At 72.8% G+C, this 17,338-nt stretch carries 19 protein-coding genes; 13 read left to right on the forward strand and 6 right to left on the reverse strand.

Annotated features, from left to right (window positions below; all coding sequences use genetic code 11):
* The 4 genes from PLL68_RS01815 to PLL68_RS01830 form a co-directional block, all read right to left on the reverse strand.
* A partial coding sequence (locus tag PLL68_RS01815) for a sodium:solute symporter family transporter (RefSeq protein ID WP_502910609.1) occupies nt 1-416 on the reverse strand: 416 nt, incomplete at its 3' end.
* Nucleotides 413-796 carry a hypothetical protein gene (locus PLL68_RS01820; RefSeq protein ID WP_246196863.1) on the reverse strand — a complete coding sequence of 128 codons (384 nt, stop codon included), beginning with the start codon at nt 794-796 and terminating at the stop codon, nt 413-415. The genes PLL68_RS01815 and PLL68_RS01820, both read right to left, overlap by 4 nt.
* A gap of 2 nt (nt 797-798) precedes the next feature.
* Nucleotides 799-1,632 carry a LytR/AlgR family response regulator transcription factor gene (locus PLL68_RS01825; protein ID WP_324531093.1) on the reverse strand — a complete coding sequence of 278 codons (834 nt, stop codon included), beginning with the start codon at nt 1,630-1,632 and terminating at the stop codon, nt 799-801.
* 22 nt (nt 1,633-1,654) lie between these two features.
* Nucleotides 1,655-2,851, reverse strand: a complete 1,197-nt coding sequence (locus PLL68_RS01830; protein WP_324531095.1) for a sensor histidine kinase — start codon at nt 2,849-2,851, stop codon at nt 1,655-1,657.
* Nucleotides 2,852-2,925: 74 nt separating this feature from the next.
* On the opposite strand from PLL68_RS01830, the gene PLL68_RS01835 reads away from it, so the two are divergent.
* The 9 genes from PLL68_RS01835 to PLL68_RS01875 all read left to right on the forward strand — a co-directional run bounded on the left by PLL68_RS01835 (nt 2,926) and on the right by PLL68_RS01875 (nt 9,475).
* The gene (locus PLL68_RS01835; protein ID WP_324531097.1) at nt 2,926-3,774 is read left to right on the forward strand and encodes a thioesterase family protein; all 849 of its coding nucleotides are present in this window, start codon (nt 2,926-2,928) and stop codon (nt 3,772-3,774) included.
* 9 nt (nt 3,775-3,783) lie between these two features.
* Nucleotides 3,784-4,644: a Fic family protein gene (locus PLL68_RS01840; protein ID WP_324531099.1), complete on the forward strand. Its 861-nt coding sequence runs from the start codon at nt 3,784-3,786 to the stop codon at nt 4,642-4,644.
* Between the two features lie 469 nt (nt 4,645-5,113).
* Complete coding sequence (locus PLL68_RS01845) at nt 5,114-5,848, forward strand: CpaE-like family protein (protein WP_324531100.1); 735 nt, start codon at nt 5,114-5,116, stop codon at nt 5,846-5,848.
* Nucleotides 5,845-7,026, forward strand: coding sequence for a TadA family conjugal transfer-associated ATPase (locus PLL68_RS01850; protein WP_324531102.1), 1,182 nt, complete (start codon nt 5,845-5,847; stop codon nt 7,024-7,026). Before PLL68_RS01845 ends, PLL68_RS01850 begins: the two co-directional genes overlap by 4 nt.
* Entirely contained in the window at nt 7,020-7,748 is a 729-nt protein-coding gene (locus PLL68_RS01855) for a hypothetical protein (protein ID WP_324531104.1), read from the forward strand. The genes PLL68_RS01850 and PLL68_RS01855 overlap by 7 nt, the downstream gene beginning before the upstream one ends.
* The gene (locus PLL68_RS01860; protein ID WP_324531106.1) at nt 7,745-8,365 is read left to right on the forward strand and encodes a type II secretion system F family protein; all 621 of its coding nucleotides are present in this window, start codon (nt 7,745-7,747) and stop codon (nt 8,363-8,365) included. Before PLL68_RS01855 ends, PLL68_RS01860 begins: the two co-directional genes overlap by 4 nt.
* A 167-nt stretch (nt 8,366-8,532) precedes the next feature.
* On the forward strand, nt 8,533-8,739 hold the full coding sequence (locus PLL68_RS01865) for a DUF4244 domain-containing protein (RefSeq protein WP_324531107.1): 207 nt from the start codon (nt 8,533-8,535) through the stop codon (nt 8,737-8,739).
* A gap of 26 nt (nt 8,740-8,765) precedes the next feature.
* Nucleotides 8,766-9,095, forward strand: a complete 330-nt coding sequence (locus PLL68_RS01870; RefSeq protein WP_324531109.1) for a TadE family type IV pilus minor pilin — start codon at nt 8,766-8,768, stop codon at nt 9,093-9,095.
* Nucleotides 9,092-9,475 (forward strand): Rv3654c family TadE-like protein, encoded by a 384-nt coding sequence (locus PLL68_RS01875; RefSeq protein ID WP_324531112.1) that lies wholly within the window; start codon nt 9,092-9,094, stop codon nt 9,473-9,475. Before PLL68_RS01870 ends, PLL68_RS01875 begins: the two co-directional genes overlap by 4 nt.
* 30 nt (nt 9,476-9,505) lie before the next feature.
* On the opposite strand, the gene PLL68_RS01880 is transcribed toward PLL68_RS01875, so the two are convergent.
* Both PLL68_RS01880 and PLL68_RS01885 read right to left on the reverse strand, forming a co-directional pair.
* Nucleotides 9,506-9,925, reverse strand: coding sequence for a hypothetical protein (locus tag PLL68_RS01880; RefSeq protein WP_159901488.1), 420 nt, complete (start codon nt 9,923-9,925; stop codon nt 9,506-9,508).
* A gap of 19 nt (nt 9,926-9,944) precedes the next feature.
* Nucleotides 9,945-12,242, reverse strand: a complete 2,298-nt coding sequence (locus tag PLL68_RS01885; protein WP_324531115.1) for a DEAD/DEAH box helicase — start codon at nt 12,240-12,242, stop codon at nt 9,945-9,947.
* Between the two features lie 108 nt (nt 12,243-12,350).
* Here PLL68_RS01885 and PLL68_RS01890 point away from each other — a divergent pair, with 108 nt between their 5' ends.
* The 4 genes from PLL68_RS01890 to PLL68_RS01905 form a co-directional block, all read left to right on the forward strand.
* The gene (locus tag PLL68_RS01890) at nt 12,351-12,674 is read left to right on the forward strand and encodes an STAS domain-containing protein (RefSeq protein WP_502910615.1); all 324 of its coding nucleotides are present in this window, start codon (nt 12,351-12,353) and stop codon (nt 12,672-12,674) included.
* Nucleotides 12,675-12,798: 124 nt separating this feature from the next.
* Nucleotides 12,799-15,165, forward strand: coding sequence for a sodium-translocating pyrophosphatase (locus PLL68_RS01895; RefSeq protein ID WP_324531119.1), 2,367 nt, complete (start codon nt 12,799-12,801; stop codon nt 15,163-15,165).
* A gap of 134 nt (nt 15,166-15,299) precedes the next feature.
* A complete protein-coding gene (locus tag PLL68_RS01900; protein WP_324531120.1) occupies nt 15,300-16,799 on the forward strand; it encodes a DUF7059 domain-containing protein in 1,500 nt (499 codons plus the stop codon).
* A gap of 260 nt (nt 16,800-17,059) precedes the next feature.
* Nucleotides 17,060-17,338, forward strand: a 279-nt coding sequence (locus PLL68_RS01905) for a hypothetical protein (protein WP_502910617.1), incomplete at its 3' end; no start/stop codon positions are given.

A 17,338-nucleotide genomic window follows, 5' to 3' on the forward strand; every position in this document is an offset into this window, starting at 1 on the left:
CCCTGGAACTGCGGCACGAGGTAGAGCCAGCCGATGGCGATGACCAGCGTCGACGACACGAGCCGGATCGCGCGCGACCCCAGCCGGGCCTCGGCGAAGTCGGGCAGCGTGTAGGCACCCGACCGGCGCATCGGGGCGGCGACGACGACGAGGAGGACGAGGTATCCCAGCGTGTAGCCCACGGGCAGCCACAGCATGTCGACACCGCGGTCGTAGACCAGGCCGGCCACGCCGAGGAAGCTGGCGGCCGACAGGTACTCCCCGCCGATGGCCGAGGCGTTCATCCGTGGCGAGACCGTGCGGCCGGCGACGTAGAAGTCGCTCGTGCGGCGCGACATCCGCAGCCCGAGGCCACCCACGATGAGCGTGGTGAGGCACACGAGCGCCACCGCGGCGACGGAGAGGGGGTTGTTCACGACGACTCGACGACCTCGGCGAAGTCGGCCTCGATCCGCTCGGCCTGACGGGTGTACCAGCGGGCGAGGAACCACGCGCACGGGTAGACCAGTACTCCGAGGGCCAGCCAAGGGAAGGGCACCCAGAGCACGGTGAGGGTCCGGGTCGCCGGGACCAGGGTGAGGACGACGGGCAGGGCGGCGAGCCCGCCGATGGTCAGGCCGAGGACGGCGAGCGACAGCCTCAGCTGGGCCCGCATCAACCCCGCGAGGTAGACGTCGCCGAGGCCGGTCTGCTCGTCGAGGTCACGGGTGACGGGGCGGGCGTGCATCGGTGCGGCGCTGCGGCGCGAGCTCGTCACCCGCACGCGTTGCGGTGGCTCCCCGCCGGTCACGCTCACGCTCAGCCCCCGGACGGGCGCCGGTCGCCGATCGGCCGCCGCAGCAGCGTGTCGCGCAGTTCCTTGGTGTGGCGGCGGCTCACCTGCAGCTCGATGGCGCCCACGACGACCGAGCACCGGCCGTGGTCCATGCGCACCTCGCTCACGTGGGGGAGGGCGACGAGGGTGCTGCGGTGGATGCGCACGAACCCGTGCTCGGCCCAGCGCTCCTCGAGCACGCTGAGCGGCACGCGCACGAGGTGCGACCCGGTCTCGGTGTGCAGCCGGGCGTAGTCGCCGTGGGCCTGGGCGTAGCGGATCTGGTTGCGGGTGATGAACCGGGTGACCCCACCCAGCTCGACCGGGATCGTCTCGTCCTCCGGTGGGGACGGGGGTGCCGGGGGCTGGTTCTGGCCGGGGCGCCCGCCGGGACCGGGCGTCGTGCCCGGCGGCGAGGTGGCCGGGGACGCCAGTTCGTTGCGGGTTCGCACGACCCTGCGGACCGCCTCGGAGAGCCGTTCGGTGCGCACCGGCTTCATGACGTAGTCGGTGGCGGCGAGGGCGAACGCGTCGACGGCGTGCTGGTCGTGGGCGGTGACGAAGACGATCTGCGGGCGCACGGCGAACCGCGAGATCACCCGGGCCAGGGCCATCCCGTCGAGCCCCGGCATCGAGATGTCGCTGAACACGACGTCGACGTCTCGCCCGTCGAGGACCTGCAACGCCTCGGTGCCACTGGATGCCGTGATGACCTCCGCGATGCGCTCGTCGCGCTCGAGGAGGTACTCGAGGTCGGACAGCGCGGGGAGCTCGTCGTCGACGACGAGTGCGATGAGCCCGGCCTCGTTGGTGGACATGGCGGCAGCCTATTGCCCTCGTCTAGCCATCTGCGTGGATGCCGGGTGCGAACTTCGGCACACGAAAGCTCACCTTCGTGCCCGCTCCCGGGGCGGTCTCGACGACGAGCCCGAACTCGTCACCGTAGACCTGTCGCAGACGGGCATCGACGTTGCCGAGGCCGACCGAGTCGGTGGCGTGGGCCCCGTCGAGGATGGTGCGGATCCGCTGGGGATCGGCGCCGATGCCGTCGTCCTCGATGGAGATCTCGGCGTCGGGGCCGCGGTCGGCCGCGGTGATGGTCAGCCGGCCGATCCCTTCCTTGCCGGCGAGCCCGTGCCGCACGGCGTTCTCGACCAGGGGCTGCACGGCGAGGTAGGGAACGGTCACCGGCAGCACTTCGGGCGCGATGAGCAACGAGGTCTGGAGCCGGTCGCCGAAGCGGGCCTGTTCGAGGATGAGGTAGCGCTCGACGTTGCGCAGCTCTTCGGCCAGCGTCGTGAACGCGCCCCCTGAGCGCAGCGAGTAGCGGGTGAAGTCGGCGAAGTCGATGAGCAGTTCGCGGGCGCGGTCGGGGTCGGTGCGCACGAACGACGCGATCGCCGCGAGGCTGTTGTAGATGAAGTGCGGGCTGATCTGTGCGCGCAGGGCCCGCAGTTCGGCCTCCATGACCCGGGTGCGCGTGCGCGCGAGCTCCGCGAGCGCGAGCTGGCTGGAGACCCAGGCGGCGACCTCCTCCGTGGCCTTGGCGAGCCCCGGTGACGGCTGCTCGGTCCAGGCGCTCAGGGTCCCGACGACGAGGTCGTCCATGACGAGAGGGGCGGTGACCGCAGCCCGGATCGGGCAGGCGTCGTCGTCGCAGGTGATCCGGGTCGAGCCGTGCACGACCGTGCGGCCGGTGGCCCGGGTCTCGTCGCCGAGGTTGAAGGCCACCCCGCGGTGGTGCTCACCGACGCCCGTCCAGGAGAGCACCCCTCCGGTGTCGGACAGTGAGACGGCGTGCGCGCCCAGGATGGAGAGCAGGTGCCGACCGGCGCGCTCAGCGGCATCCGGGGTGAGGCCGTCCGCGAGGTGCTGGGACGCCAGGGATGCCGTGTGGAGGGTGGCGTACGTGGCGCGGTCGACCTCGGAGAGGAACCCGCGTCGCCGGCTGCGTCGCAGCAGCAACCAGGAGATCCACAACAGGGTCAGGGTGCCCGCGACGAGCACCGCCGTCGGCCAGTGGATGCTCCCTGTCATGCGCTCACCATAGGGTCGAGCCCAGCCGACGGGACAGGTGGTCGCGGCGGCCCAGGGACCAGGGAGGCGCAGCGATGCCGGAGTTCGACGAGGCGACAGCCGTCAGGTGGGATGCCGTGGTGCCCGCGGTCGCGGGCGCGACCGGAGTGGCCCACGGGCACCTCGACGAGGGGTGGGTCATCGGGCACGCCATCAACGGTGGGGTGCTCATGGCGACCGCGACGTCCGCGGCATCCGAGGTCCTGTCGGCCGTGGGGCACCCGGACGTGCTCACCTGGGGGGCGCACTTCCTCTCGGCGGCCAGGCCGGGCCCGCTAGAGGTGGACCTGGAGGTGCTGCGGGTGGGCCGCGGCGCGTCGACGGCGACGGTGCGCCTGCGCCAACCGGAGGGCGACGGGCTCGTCGAGCGCGTGCACGTCACCGGCACCTTCGGCACCCTCGACCGGGCCGAGCCGGTGCACCGTGCTCCGGCCCCGCCGTCGATGCCTGACCCGGACTCCTGCGTTCCCGCGCTCCGCGACTCGTCACCGGTCGCGACGGCCATCGTCATGCTCGACCGCCTCGACGTGCGGGTGGACCCCGCCACCATCGGCTTCGCGGTCGGCCGACCCAGCCAGCGTGGGGTCATCCGCGCCTGGTTGCGGATGGCCGACGGCCGCGAGCCGGATGCCGCGCTGCTGCCCTACGTCGTCGACGCCTTCATGCCGGTGTCCTTCGACCTCGGGGTGCCCGGCTGGGCGCCGACGATGGAGCTCACGGGACAGGTGCTCGGCCGACCGGCGCCGGGGTGGTTGCTCGCCGAGCTCACGACCGACACCGTGGTGGGTGACCTGCTCATCGAGGATGCCGCGGTGTGGGACTCCGCAGGTCGTCTCGTCGCGCGTTCTCGCCAGCTCGCGGGCGTGCGGGTGCCCGCGAACTAGTCTGCACGAGTGCCTACCGAGAGCCCGATCGTCGCCGCACTCTCCCGACTGGCCGAGCTGCCCGGCATCCCCGAGCAGGTCGAGGCCGCTCGTGAGGCCTGTACCCGCCTGCGGTGGCACCAGGCCCTGCGCAAGCGGATCCCCGAGGCCGCGGCCGAGTCCCGCGTGCGAGGTGCCCACGCCAGTGGCGAGTTGGAGGGCGCCAGCGTGCCGGTCGACGTCCTGCGCGACGTGGTGCGGGGTGCGGCCACCTGGTCACCCGATCCCGACCCGGTCGAGCTGACGATGCGGGGGGTGCTGGCGGCAACCGCGGAGACCGAACACGTGGCGGGCATCGTGCTCACGGCGCCGCTCCAGGCGTTGGCCCGGCTGCACACGGCTGCAGCCGCGGGGCTGGTGGCCGATGGTGCCCTCGGGCGGCCACGACGGCCCGGCGAGGAGTCCCTCGAGCTGACCGATCTCGGTGCCGCCCCGCCAGCCCAGGAGGTGGCGGCTCGGCTTCGTGACGTCGCGGACGTGCTGGTGGCCGTGCCGTCACTGCCCGTGGTCGTGGCCGCGGCGGTGGTGCACGCCGAGCTCGCGACCGTGCGGCCGTTCGTGCGCGGCAACGCGGTGGTGGCGAGGGCGTTGGACCGGGCCGTGGTGCGGGCCGGCGGGCTCGATCCGACCGGGGTGGCCGTCATCGAAGGCGGTCATGCGGCAGGTGGGGGAGCGGCCTACCTCGGGGCGCTCGCCGCCTACGGCCGAGGGGATGCCGTCGGTGTGGGGCTGTGGATCTCGCACTGTTGTGAGGCGGTGCGCGCGGCGGCCACCCAGGGCGAGGCGGTCGCCGATGCGGTGCTGGCGGGGCGCCTGGGCCCGCCCACCTGAGCGTCGCGATCGCGCCGAATCGGGCTGGGGCCGAGGGATCTCGGTGGCCCGTGCGCTCCCTTGACACGGACCTCGTCATCGATCAGCGCCACGCAGGTCGTAGAGCGTTAAACAGTTTGGGCAAAACCTTCGGATTCAGTGGACCTGAGGATGTGCTGAAAATGTTCTCGATAGTTCTGACCAAGGGCTTGCGTCGGAGTCCGGTCGTAGAGCACGATATGACTACTCGCTCCCCTTCGGGGTCGAGCGAACGGCGAACCGGCTTCTCCCCCCCGGAGCTCGGCTCGCCGACGGCCCCGGTTGTCCCCCCGACCGGGGCCGTCCCATGTCCGGAAACAAGTGGCGCACCAGCGGTCAGACGATGGGCGCACCAGGGGTCGTTGTCCACAGCCAGCCGACGGCGCGATGGTTGTCCACAGGGTGTCCGCCGCGCCTCGCGTGACCACGTGATCCCGGCGAGGGTCGGTGCATGTCACCACACGCCGTCATCGCCGTCGTCGGGGCGTCCGGGGGCCTGGGCGCGAGCACCCTGACCCTCGCCATCGCCCGCCGTCTTGCCGCGACAGGCCCCGATGCCGTCGTCGTCGACCTCGACCTGACGAGGGGAGGGCTGGAGGTGACTGCGGGCGTCGAGCACCTGCCCGGGCAACGATGGAACGACCTGGGTGACGTGCGTGGGCGCCTGCCGCCGGGTGCCCTTGCGTCCCGGTTGCCGACCGAGGATGGCGTGCACGTGTTGTCGGCCCGCGGTGGGGCCGGCCCCGACCTCTCGCAGCGGGCCGTCCAGGACGTCCTCGGCTCTCTGGCCGAGGGCCCCGCCCGGCTGGTCGTCGACCTGCCGCTGGGGAGCCCAGCACTCCCCGCGGTGCTTGGTCACCGGCCACTGGTGCTCGTGCTGGCCGGCCTGCGCACCCGTGCCCTGGCCGATGCGGATGCCGCCGTCGCCCACCTGCTGGATCGGGCCGACCAGGCCCACCGACCCGTGGACCTGCGCCTGGTCACCCGAGGCCCCCGCAGCGCCGCTCGCATCGTCGACGAGGTCGTCGCGCACCTCGGCATCGCCCACCTGCACCACCTGCGCGACGACCCCCACGTTCCCCGCGACGCGGAGCGAGGACTGTTCCCGGGGATCGCCCGCGACGAGGTGCGACGGTGTGCCGACGCCGTGGTCGCGGTCGTCGACGACGCCGCGAAGGCGTCATGACCGGCATCCCGGGGCCCTTCGACGACGCTGTCGAGCACTCCATCCGGGCGGGTCTCCCGCCGACCACCGTGCGGGTCGCCCAGATCGCTGCGACCCACGAGGGAACCCTCGGCACCGACGGCGCGGCATCCGCCCGTCAGGAGCTGCTCGATCGACTCGTCGGACTGGGGCCGCTCGCAGCGGTCGTGGCCGATCCCATGGTGACCGATGTCCTCGTCAACGGGGACGGGGCGGTCTGGGTCGATCGGGGGTCGGGCGTGGAGCGCACAGCGCGGATGGTGGAACCCGAGGACCTGCGCCCCCTCGCCGTGCGGCTCGCCGGCCTGGCCGGTCGGCGGCTCGATGACGCCCAACCGTGGGTGGACGGTGTGCTGCCTGGGGGTGTGCGTCTCCACGCGGTCCTCCCGCCGCTCGCGGAGGCGGGACCACACCTCAGCCTGCGGCTGGCCAGGCACCACCCCGAGGGTGTCGACGCGCTCGTGCGGCTGGGCGCGGTGAGCCACGACCTCGCGGTGGTCCTGCGCCAGCTCGTGACCCGCAGGGTCTCCCTGGTCGTGACCGGCGGCACCGGGGCCGGCAAGACCACCGTCCTCGCCGGGCTGCTCGCCGAGGTCGACCCGTCCCAGCGGATCGTCGTGGTCGAGGACGTCCGCGAGCTCGACCCCAGCCATCCCCACGTCGTCCGGCTGCAAGGGCGAGTGGGGAACGTCGAAGGGGTCGGGGAGGTGACGCTCGTCGACCTGGTGCGACAGGCCCTGCGGATGCGCCCCGACCGGCTCGTCGTCGGCGAGGTGCGCGGTGCCGAGGTGCGCGAGCTGCTCGCCGCCCTCAACACCGGGCACGACGGGGGGATGAGCACGCTGCACGCGAACGGCCCGCAGGAGGTCCCCGCCAGGTTCGAGGCGCTCGGTTCGCTGGCGGGGCTGCCACGCCATGCCGTGCACGCCCAACTTCGCCAGGCACTCCAGGCGGTGGTGCACGTGGAGCGCCGGGACGGTGTGCGCCGTGTCGGCGTCATCGGCGTGCTGGTGCCCGACCCGTCGGACCCTGGCTGTGTCCGGGTGGTCGACGCGGTCGTCGACCGAGCCGGGGGGCTGCGAGCGGGGCCTGGCCGTGACCGACTGCTGAGCCTGCTGCCCTCACTCGCGACACAGTGCGCCTGGGCCCGGCCGTGCTGATCGCTGCGCTGCTGGCAGCCCTCGCGGTGTGTTGCTGGCCGGGGCGATGGAGCCGAGCCACAGCGGATGCCGCGGCGCGGGGTGAGCCTGTCGGGGGCGGAACGTGGGGGCGGTGGCGCGCCCGGGTGGCCGGTGGGGTGCGGCGGGGGCGTCAGCCACCGTGGGTTGCCGACCTCGCCGAGGTGACGGCGGTTGGACTCGCGGCCGGGCTCGACCTGGCCTCCGCGGCGTCGGTCGCAGCCCGGTCGCCCGGCATCGAGGCGGCGGCTCCGTGGCTGGGGCCGCGCATCGCCGAGTCCGTCGCCTCCGGTGGGGCCGTCCTCGTTCTCGAACCCGAGCCGGCCGCCCTGTCATCGCAGGATCGTCGCGACCTTCGTGTCCTCGAGGCGGCCTGGCACCTCACCGAGGAGGCGGGAGCCGCGTCATCGGTGGTCACTGCGGCCGCCGCCGAGTCGATTCGGGCGCGACGGGCGGCAACGGATCGGGCAGGCGTCGTCGCCGCGGGTCCGCGGGCCTCCATGTGGCTGCTCTCGGCCCTGCCGGTCGCAGGGCCACTCGCCGCCCTGCTCGTCGGGCTCACCCCCGGCCAGCTCTACGGAACCGGACCGGCGCAGGCGGCAGCGGCCGTCGGTCTGCTGCTCACCGCGCTCGGCTGGTCCTGGTCGCGAGGCCTGCTTCGGCGGGCACTGCGGGCAGGCCGCACGGACGGGAGCGTGGGGTGACGGGCTGGCTCTGCGTGGGGCCGGATGCGGGTGGGGGCGTCATGGTGGCCATGGCGATGTCGCTCGCCGCGGTGTCGGTTCTCGTCTGGCCGTCGGGAGCCAGGTGGACCCCGCCCGCAGGAGGCAGGCCGGGCGAACAGGCGCCGAGCGGGGACGGCGTGGCTCGCGAGCAGCCGGCCACCGTGGAGGAGGCTGCGGCAGCACTGACCCTCGTCGCAGCAGCCCTGCGCAGCGGCATGGGCTCGCTGGAGGCGCTCGAGGCCGTCGCCCGGCTCTGCCCCGATGCTGCTGGTCGCGAGCTGGCGATCGTCGCGGCGGCGCACCGTTGGGGGGAGGCCAGTGACGTCGCGTGGGCGCGGGTGGGCCCGGGGTGGCAGACGGCGGCGGTCTCGTGGCACGCCGCCCAGAGCGCCGGTGCGGCCCCGGCCGGGCTGCTTGCCGCCGCGGCTCGGCGGATGCACGACGACGAGGCCCGCCGGGTCGAGGCAGCCGTGCAGAGAGCGGGGGTGTTGCTCGTCCTGCCACTCGGGGCCTGTTTCCTCCCCGGATTCGTCGCGACGACGGTGACGCCCGTCGTGCTGCTGCTGCTCGGCGGACTCAGCGGCGCCCGTGGCTGAGTGGTGCCGCCATCGCCGACGGGGCCGGGGGCGGCTGTCCACAGGCGGGCACGGACGGGGCGGTCGTCCACAGGGTCGTCGGGGCGATCAGCGCGTACGGGCCGAGTCGCGAAGAGTGCTCACCAGGGGGCGCGAGACACGCGCTCGTGGATGCAGAGGAGGTCGCGATGGCGACACAACTGGTACGCAGGATCAGCCGACTGGCGCGACGGGTCCGTGACCTGGGCGAGGCGGGCATGACGACGGCCGAGTATGCCGTCGGCACGGTGGCCGCTGTGGCCTTCGCCGGGTTGCTCCTGGCTGTGGTGCGGTCAGGGCCGGTCAAGAGCGCCCTGTCCGACATCATCGTCGGGGCGCTCGGCAGCGGGGCCTGACCGTGCGGCGTCGGCGTGAGCGCGGGATGGCGACCGCCGAGTTGGCGGTGGCGATCCCGAGCCTGCTCGTCGTCCTGGTGGTGGCGTTGTCTGCCGTCGACCTGGGCCTGTCGCAGGTGCGCTGCGTCGACGCCGCCCGGCTCGGGGCGCGTCTGGTGGCCAGGGCCGAGCCCGAGCCAGTGGTGGTCAGAGAGGCTCTGCGTGCGGCTCCTGACGGGGCGAACGTTGCGGTGAGCCGCAGCGGTGGGTTCGGCACCGTGACGGTCACCGCGCCCGGGCCCGCCGTGTTGATGGCGATCGGCGTGGTCGGTCCACCTCGTGCGACCGCAGTCGCGTCGCTGGAGGTGACCTCGTGAAGCCAATCCACCAGGTACTGCGGCGAGAGCGGGGAAGTGCCACGGTCCTCGCCGTCGCGGCCATCGCCGTGGTGCTGTCCATGGCCGCAGCAGCCCTGGTCGTGACGGCCACCGTGCGTGACGTCCATGCGGCTCGAGGTGCCGCCGACCTGTCAGCCCTCGCTGCCGCCGGCCCGCTCGCCGTCGGCGCCGACCCCGACTGCGGCGCGGCCCGGCGGGTGGCCGCCGCCAACTCGGCGAGGGTGTCGACGTGCCTCGCCGATGGTGCAGGCGCGGTCGTGGTGTCCGTGACGGTCACGAGGTCAGTGACCCAAGGTTGGATCACCGGCCCCGGCGTCGTCTCCGCACGGTCGCGGGCAGGTGTCGAACCGTTGCCGTGAGCGGGCTCCCCTGTGGGGAGCCCGGGGTGTTCAGGCCCCCGGCGTGGGCGGGCTGCTCTGGTCGCGAGGTGCCACGGCCTGCTGACGCAACGCCGCGGTCTCGGCCTCGTGCTGGCGCCGCTCCTCGGCGAGCTGCTTGTCGCGCGCCTCGACCTCGGCCTTCATCCGCTCGGCGTCGGCTTCGCGTGCTGCCTGGGCGGCCTTGGCGTCCTCGGTGGCCTGGGCACGCAGCCGCTTCTGGCGCCGCAGACCTGCGCGCAGCACCGCCCAGCCGAGCCAGAAGGTCGAGATCACGACCATGCCGGTGATGAGGAAGGCCAGCGGGGGGAGGCTGAGGGTGCCGAAGGGAAGGTCCACCGCGACCGGGGCATCGATCGACGCCGTTCCGGTGACGAGAAGCACGCCAGCGAGGACGGCAAGCAGGACGAGAACAACCCCGAGAAGCACCATGGCGGCGACTGTACCCACCTCAGGGCGCGGAGACGCCCGGAGCAGCAGGCGCAAGCGCGAGGTCCAGAACAGCGACGGCACCGGCCTTGTCGAGGGGTTCGTTGCCGTTGCCGCACTTCGGCGACTGCACGCACGCCGGGCACCCCGTGGCGCACGCGCAGGCGAGCACCGCATCGCGGGTCGCGGCCACCCACTCCTCGAAGTCCGAGAACCCGCGTTCGGCGAATCCCGCCCCGCCCGGGTAGCCGTCGAACACCATGATCGTCGGCATCCCCGTGTCCGGGTGCAGAGCCGTCGAGACACCGCCGACGTCCCACCGGTCCGAGGTGGCGACCAGCGGCAGCATCCCGATGGCGGCGTGCTCGGCCGCGTGCAGCGCCCCGGGGACGGTCGCCTCGTCGACACCTGCCGCCGCGAGCGCCTCATCCGTCACTGTCCACCACACGGCCTTGGTGGTCAGTGATCGTTCCGGCAGGTCGAGCGGGTGGGTGCCGAGCACCTCACCCGACGGCAGGCGCCTCATGAACCCGGTGACCTGGGTCGTCACCCGCACGCTGCCGAAACAGACCTGCACGTGAGCGCGCTCCACCGCTCGGTCGGTGGAGAGGATGTCGAAGCGGCTCGCCGACTGCGCGTGCGTGGACCACCCGGGGTCACCGCGCACCACCTGGGCGGCCCGGGCCTCCAGGTCGAGCTCGGTCACCACCCACGCCTCGCCCTGGTGCACGTGCACGGCCCCCGTGTGCACCTGCCCGTGGGCCGACGCCTCGTCGACGGTGCCGAGGACCCTGCCGGTGCGCGCCTCCACGATCGCGACGACGTCGGTGACCCCCCGCAGCGAGATGTGGTCGGCGGGGCGGTCCTCGCGTGCCCAGAACCAGCCGGTCGGGCGGCGACGAAGGATGCCGCGGGCCACCAGGGCCTCGACGAGGCGGCGGGCGTCGGGCCCGAACATCGCCAGGTCGCCCTCGGTGAGGGGGAGCTCGGCCGCGGCGGCCGCCAGGTGAGGCCCCAGCACGTGCGGGTTGTCGGGATCGAGCACGGTCGCCTCGACCGGGGCGCCGAACACGGCCTCGGGATGCCGGACGAGGAAGGTGTCGAGTGGGTCGTCAGCCGCGACGAACACGGCCAGTGACTCCTCGCCCGAGCGGCCGGCACGCCCCGCCTGCTGCCACAGGCTCGCCCGGCGACCCGGCCACCCCGCCAGCACGACGGCATCCAACCCGCTGATGTCGATGCCGAGCTCGAGCGCGTTCGTGGCAGCCAGGCCACGCACCGACCCGTCGCGCAGCTTTGCCTCGATGGCTCGACGCTCCACGGGGAGGTAGCCGCCGCGGTACGCCGACACCCCGGCGGCCAGGGCCGGGTCGTCCTGCTCGATGCGGCGTCGCGCGCTGCTCGCGAGCGACTCCGCCCCGGCCCGGCTGCGGGCGAACGCGACCACCTGCACGCCGCGCAGGACGAGCTCGGCCATGATCTGCGCGGCCTCGGTCGTCGCCGACCGGCGCTGCTCGTCCTCGGTCGACGGTTCCCACAACGCGAAGGTGAGGGCACCGCGAGGCGAGCCGTCCTGCGTGACGGCCGTGACCGGCATCCCCACGAGGCGCGACGCGTGGGTCGCGGGGTCGCTCACGGTCGCGGACGCGAGGACGAACGTCGGGGACGCGCCGTACCGGGCCGCGACCCGCCGCAGCCGGCGGATCACCGACGCCACGTGGGAGCCGAACACCCCGCGGTAGACGTGGCACTCGTCGATGACGACGTAACGCAGCGACCGCAGGAACCGCGACCAGCGCTCGTGGCCCGGCAGGAGGGAGTGGTGGAGCAGGTCGGGGTTGGTGAGCACGACGTTCGCGTGGTCCCGGATCCACCGCCGCTCGTCGGGCGGGGTGTCGCCGTCATAGGTCGCGGCCCGCACCCCGGGCACCGCGAGGGCGTCGATGCGCGCGAGCTGGTCGGCCGCGAGTGCCTTCGTGGGGGCGAGGTAGATGGCGGTCGCGCCGCGACCTCCTGCGGCCGCGGCGCCCTCGCTCGCGGCCCCGAGCACCGGGACGAGGTAGCCCAGGCTCTTTCCGGATGCCGTACCCGTCGCCAGCACGACGTGCTCACCCGCGGTCGCGAGGTCGATGGCGGCCCGTTGATGGGTCCACGGCGCCTCGATCCCGGCGCCGAGCAGGGCCGAGAGCACCGCGGGCACAACCGTCTCAGGCCACGTCGACACCTGGGCCGCCCTTGCCGGCACCCGCTCGACGTGCAGCAGTCGCTCGCTGCGTGCCCCCGCTGCAAGTGCTGCGAGGTGGTTCTCAGCGGCGGACATGCCGGTTACGGTAGGCGGTGCCTCCGACCCCCATCAGCAGCCCTGCCGCGTGACGAGTCCGTGGACAGCGGCAACGACCGAAAGTGGTGCCTCCCCGTGGACCTCTCCGTGAGCACCTCCCAGCAGGACGGTGTCGCTGTCGTCACCGTGAGTGGCGAGGTCGACGTCTACACCGCGGCCAAGCTGCGTGCAGCCCTCGACGAGGAGATCGCCGCCGGCCGGAACCGGCTCGTCGTCGACCTCGATGCCGTCACCTTCCTGGACTCCACCGGCCTCGGCGTGCTCGTCGGGCGCCTGAAGGTCGTGCGCAACCACTCGGGCTGGCTTCGGGTCGTCTGCACCCAGGACCGGGTGCTGCGGGTCTTCCGGATCACCGGGTTGGACACCGTGATCGGCATCCACGACACGCTCGAGGACGCGCTCTCCTCCTGAGGGTGACCTGAGTCACTCCGGCGTCGGAGTCTGCCGACGGCGTGTCGGCCGGTAAGGTGCGCCCGAGCGTCCTGCCGTCGGCGTGACTCGCCCCGGGACGCACAAACCCGTCAAGGAGGATGGAATGGCACCGCTTGCGCTCGCTTCGGCTGAGTCAGGCCCGGCCCTGGAACTCGCTGGGACGAACCTCACGCTCGTCGTCACCGTCGCGGCCATCGCGGTCGTGGCGCTCGTCATGGGGTTCGTCTTCAGGAACCAGGTTCTGAGCGCCGACCCCGGCACCGAGAAGATGCAGGAGATCGGCGCTGCCGTCGAAGAGGGCGCACAGGCCTTCCTCGCGCGGCAGTTCAAGACCCTCAGCGTCTTCGTCGTCCTGGTCTTCGGCCTGCTGCTCCTGCTTCCGGCCGACACGGCCGGTGTGCGGTGGGGGCGCTCGGGCTTCTTCATCCTCGGCGCGCTGTTCTCCGCGGCGATCGGGTACCTCGGCATGAGCCTCGCCGTCAAGGCCAACGTCCGCGTGGCCTCAGCCGCCCGTGGCGAGAACGGCCGCGACGCCGGCATGAAGATCGCCTTCCGCACCGGTGGCGTCGTCGGCATGGCGACGGTCGGGCTGGGCCTGCTCGGCGCAGCCATCGTCGTCATCCTCTACGAAGGTGACGCACCCAAGGTCCTCGAGGGCTTCGGCTTCGGTGCCGCGCTGCTCGCGATGTTCATGCGCGTCGGCGGCGGCATCTTCACCAAGGCCGCGGACGTCGGCGCCGACCTCGTCGGCAAGATCGAGGCCGGCATCCCCGAGGACGACCCGCGCAACGCCGCCACGATCGCCGACAACGTCGGTGACAACGTCGGTGACTGCGCCGGCATGGCAGCCGACCTCTTCGAGTCCTACGCGGTCATGCTCGTCGCCGCGCTCATCCTCGGCTCGGTCGCGTTCGGCGAGTACGGCCTGGTGTTCCCGCTGATCGTCCCGGCCATCGGCGCGGTCACCGCGCTCCTCGGCGTGTTCATCACCAAGGCCCGTCCCGGTGAGAACGCCCTCAGCGCCATCAACCGCGGCTTCTACATCTCCGCCGCCATCTCGGCCGTGCTGTCCGCCATCGCGGCCTACGTCTACCTGCCCGCGACCTTCGGCGAGCTCGGCTCCTCCAACGAGGAGATCAACGCGCTCGAGGGCGACCCGCGCCTCACCGCGGTCCTCGCGGTGCTCATCGGCATCGTGCTCGCGGCCATCATCCTCTGGCTGACCGGCCACTACACCGGCACCGACAAGCGCCCGACCCTCGACGTCGCCCGCACCACGCTGACCGGCCCCGCCACGGTGGTCCTCTCCGGCATCGGCGTCGGCCTCGAGTCGGCCGTGTTCACCGCCGGCATCATCGCCGGTGCGGTCTACCTGGCGTTCCTGCTCGGTGCCGGCTCGACGGCGCTGGCGCTGTTCCTCATCGCCCTCGCCGGCTGTGGCCTGCTGACCACCGTCGGCGTCATCGTGGCGATGGACACCTTCGGCCCCGTCTCCGACAACGCCCAGGGCATCGCCGAGATGTCCGGCGACGTCGACGAGGAGGGCGCGCAGATCCTCACCGAGCTCGACGCCGTCGGCAACACCACGAAGGCCATCACCAAGGGCATCGCGATCGCCACGGCCGTCCTCGCCGCCACGGCACTGTTCGGCTCCTACACCGACGCCTGGCAGAGCACGGTTCGTTCGCTCGACGTCTCGGGGGTCACCGAGGCCGAGGGCCAGGACTTCCTCAACAGCGCCTACGGCCTGGTCACCGACCCCAACACCCTCGTCGGAGTCATCCTCGGTGCGGCCGTCGTCTTCCTCTTCTCCGGCCTGGCCATCAACGCCGTGACCCGGGCAGCCGGCGCCATCGTGTTCGAGGTGCGCCGCCAGTTCCGCGAGCACCCGGGCATCATGAACTACACCGAGAAGCCCGAGTACGGTCGCGTCGTCGACATCTGCACCCGTGACTCGCTGCGCGAGCTCGCGACGCCGGGTCTGCTCGCAGCCCTCATGCCGGTAGCCGTGGGCTTCGGCCTGGGCGTCGGTGCGTTGGCCGGGTTCCTCGCCGGTGCCATCGGCGCCGGTGCGCTCATGGCCGTCTTCCTCGCCAACTCCGGTGGCTCGTGGGACAACGCCAAGAAGATCGTCGAGGACGGCGCGCACGGCGGCAAGGGCTCCGAGGCCCACGCGGCCGCGGTCATCGGCGACACCGTCGGCGACCCGTTCAAGGACACCGCCGGACCGGCCATCAACCCGCTGCTCAAGGTGATGAACCTCGTCTCCGTGCTCATCGCACCCGCGATCGTCACCCTGTCCATCGGCAACGACGCCTCCTCGCCGTTGCGCTACGGCATCGCGGCGGTGGCCCTGACGATCGTCGTCGCCGCCGTCGCCTATTCCAAAAGCAAGGACCTGGCCATCGGCGGGGACGCCGACCCCGACGCCGCGATAGCCACGGCGCACCACCCCGAGCAGATCCACTGATCGTGGGCCTGCGCGCGACGTCGGTGTGACCACCCCGGATGTCGTGACGGATGCCGAGGGGCCGGGTTCCGCTGGAACCCGGCCCTTCGGCATCCGATGACGTCACGGTGCCGCACCGCATACGCTCGTCCACGATGACCACCAACCCGCCCCGCGTCGACCCCGCGCTCATCAGCGCGCTCCGTGCCGACCTGCACACCTCCCAGTTCACCGTCGCCGGCGTGCTCGACCTGCTCGGCCCGATGGCCGCGGCCGCCCTCGACCGTGAGCAGGCTCTCCCGGTGCAGCGGGTGACCGCTGCGACCGACGCGCCGTGCGGCACGCTCATCCGCCTGTTCACCCTCGGTGACCCGGTGGATGCCGCCGAGGCCGAACGTGCGCTGCCCACCCTCGGAGTCGAGGGGGCGGTCGCGCTCGGCCTGCTCGCTCCGGAGGGTGACGGGGTCGTCGCGTTGTGCGACCTGCGCCCCTACGCCGGCGACGACGTCGACTGGTGGGTCGCGTCCGACCTCGACGAGCTGGCGACGCGGCGACCCGTGCGCCAGGACCACGTCCTCGGCATCGGTGGGGCGTCGACGACGCTCGCCTCCTGGACGCCGCGGCCTCAGGTGGCGCGAGCCCTCGACCTCGGGACTGGCTGTGGGGTGCAGGCGCTGCACCTCGCCCAGCACGCCGACGAGGTCGTCGTCACCGACCTCTCGGAGCGGGCCCTGGCCTTCGCGCGGTTCAACGCCGCCCTCGACGGGGCTGGCTGGCAGGTGCGCTCCGGGTCGATGCTCGAGCCGGTCGAGGGGGAGCGGTTCGGCCTCGTCGTCAGCAACCCCCCGTTCGTCATCACCCCGCGCTCGGGTGAGGTGCCGTTGTACGAGTACCGCGACGGCGGCGCCGCCGGGGATGCCGTGGTGCGCGACCTCGTCATGGGGGTCGGTGCGCACCTCGAACCCGGGGGCATCGCCCACTTCCTGGGCAACTGGGAGGTGCCGCGCGGCACGACGTGGACCGAGCGGGTCGGCGGCTGGATCGAGGGCACCGGCCTGGACGCCTGGGTCGTGCAACGGGAGGTGCAGGACCCGGCGGAGTACGCCGAGACGTGGGCGCGCGACGGGGGTCACCACCCGGGCACCGCCGACTTCAACAGGATGTATGCCGCGTGGCTCGACGACTTCGAGTCCCGCGACGTCGAGGCGATCGGGTTCGGCGTCGTGACGCTGCACCGGCGTGAGGTCGAGCGGGCTCCCTTCGTCGACCTCATGGACGTGTCGTGGCCCGTCGAGTCGCCGATGGGTCCGACGGTGCTGGCCGGGCTCCGAGCCCGCTGCTGGCTCGCTGAGCACGACGACGACGCCGTGCTCGACACCTCGTGGTCGTGTGCTCCCGACGTGCACGAGGAACGGCACAGCCTGCCGGGCGCCGAGCACCCGAGCGTCATCGTGCTGCGACAGGGCGGGGGGTTGCGGCGCCACCTGACGCTGACGACCGTGACCGCTGCCTTCGCCTCGGTGTGTGACGGCGACCTGACCGCACGGGCTGCTGCGGCGGCGATCTCGGGGCTGCTGGACCTCGACGCGGATGCCGTGCGTGACGAGATCGTGGCCTTCGTCCGGGACGCGGCCAAGGACGGCATCCTGCGCTGACCAATCCGGTCGGCGCTCGGTGACGAACCACCATCGACGGGCCGGACTGGCCGGCCTGACCGATAGTGAGGCCGGCACGGGCCTGAACCCACGACCTGGCAGGGGGGTCGTGGGTTCAGGGTCGCCAGTCCACCCGCCATGGGTCGTGGGGCGGACATGAGGATGCCCTCATGTTCGCCTCACGACCACCTCATCAACGTCCTCGAGGCTGGTGCAACAGCAGGCGGCACCCCGTCGCCCCCTTTCCAGGAGGACCTGAGATGAAGAACCTGCCCCGCAAGACGTGGATGATCAGTGGCGCGCTCGGCGCCATCGCCCTCACCGGTGCCGTTGCGGCCGGCGGCGCATCGGCGGACACCCGCAGCCCCTCCCCGAGCGCCTCCAGCCTCATCGAGTCGGTGCCCGTGCCCACCGACACGACCATCGTGGTGGAGCGCGAGGCATCGAGCGCGGCGACGAGCGACCTCGCGGCCTCGGCGAACACGCCCAACACCCCCAACTCGCCCGTGACCCCGGCCAGCCCGACGTCGGCGAACACG

This window comes from Ornithinibacter sp., from assembly GCF_035443565.1.
Taxonomy (GTDB): domain Bacteria; phylum Actinomycetota; class Actinomycetes; order Actinomycetales; family Dermatophilaceae; genus Fodinibacter.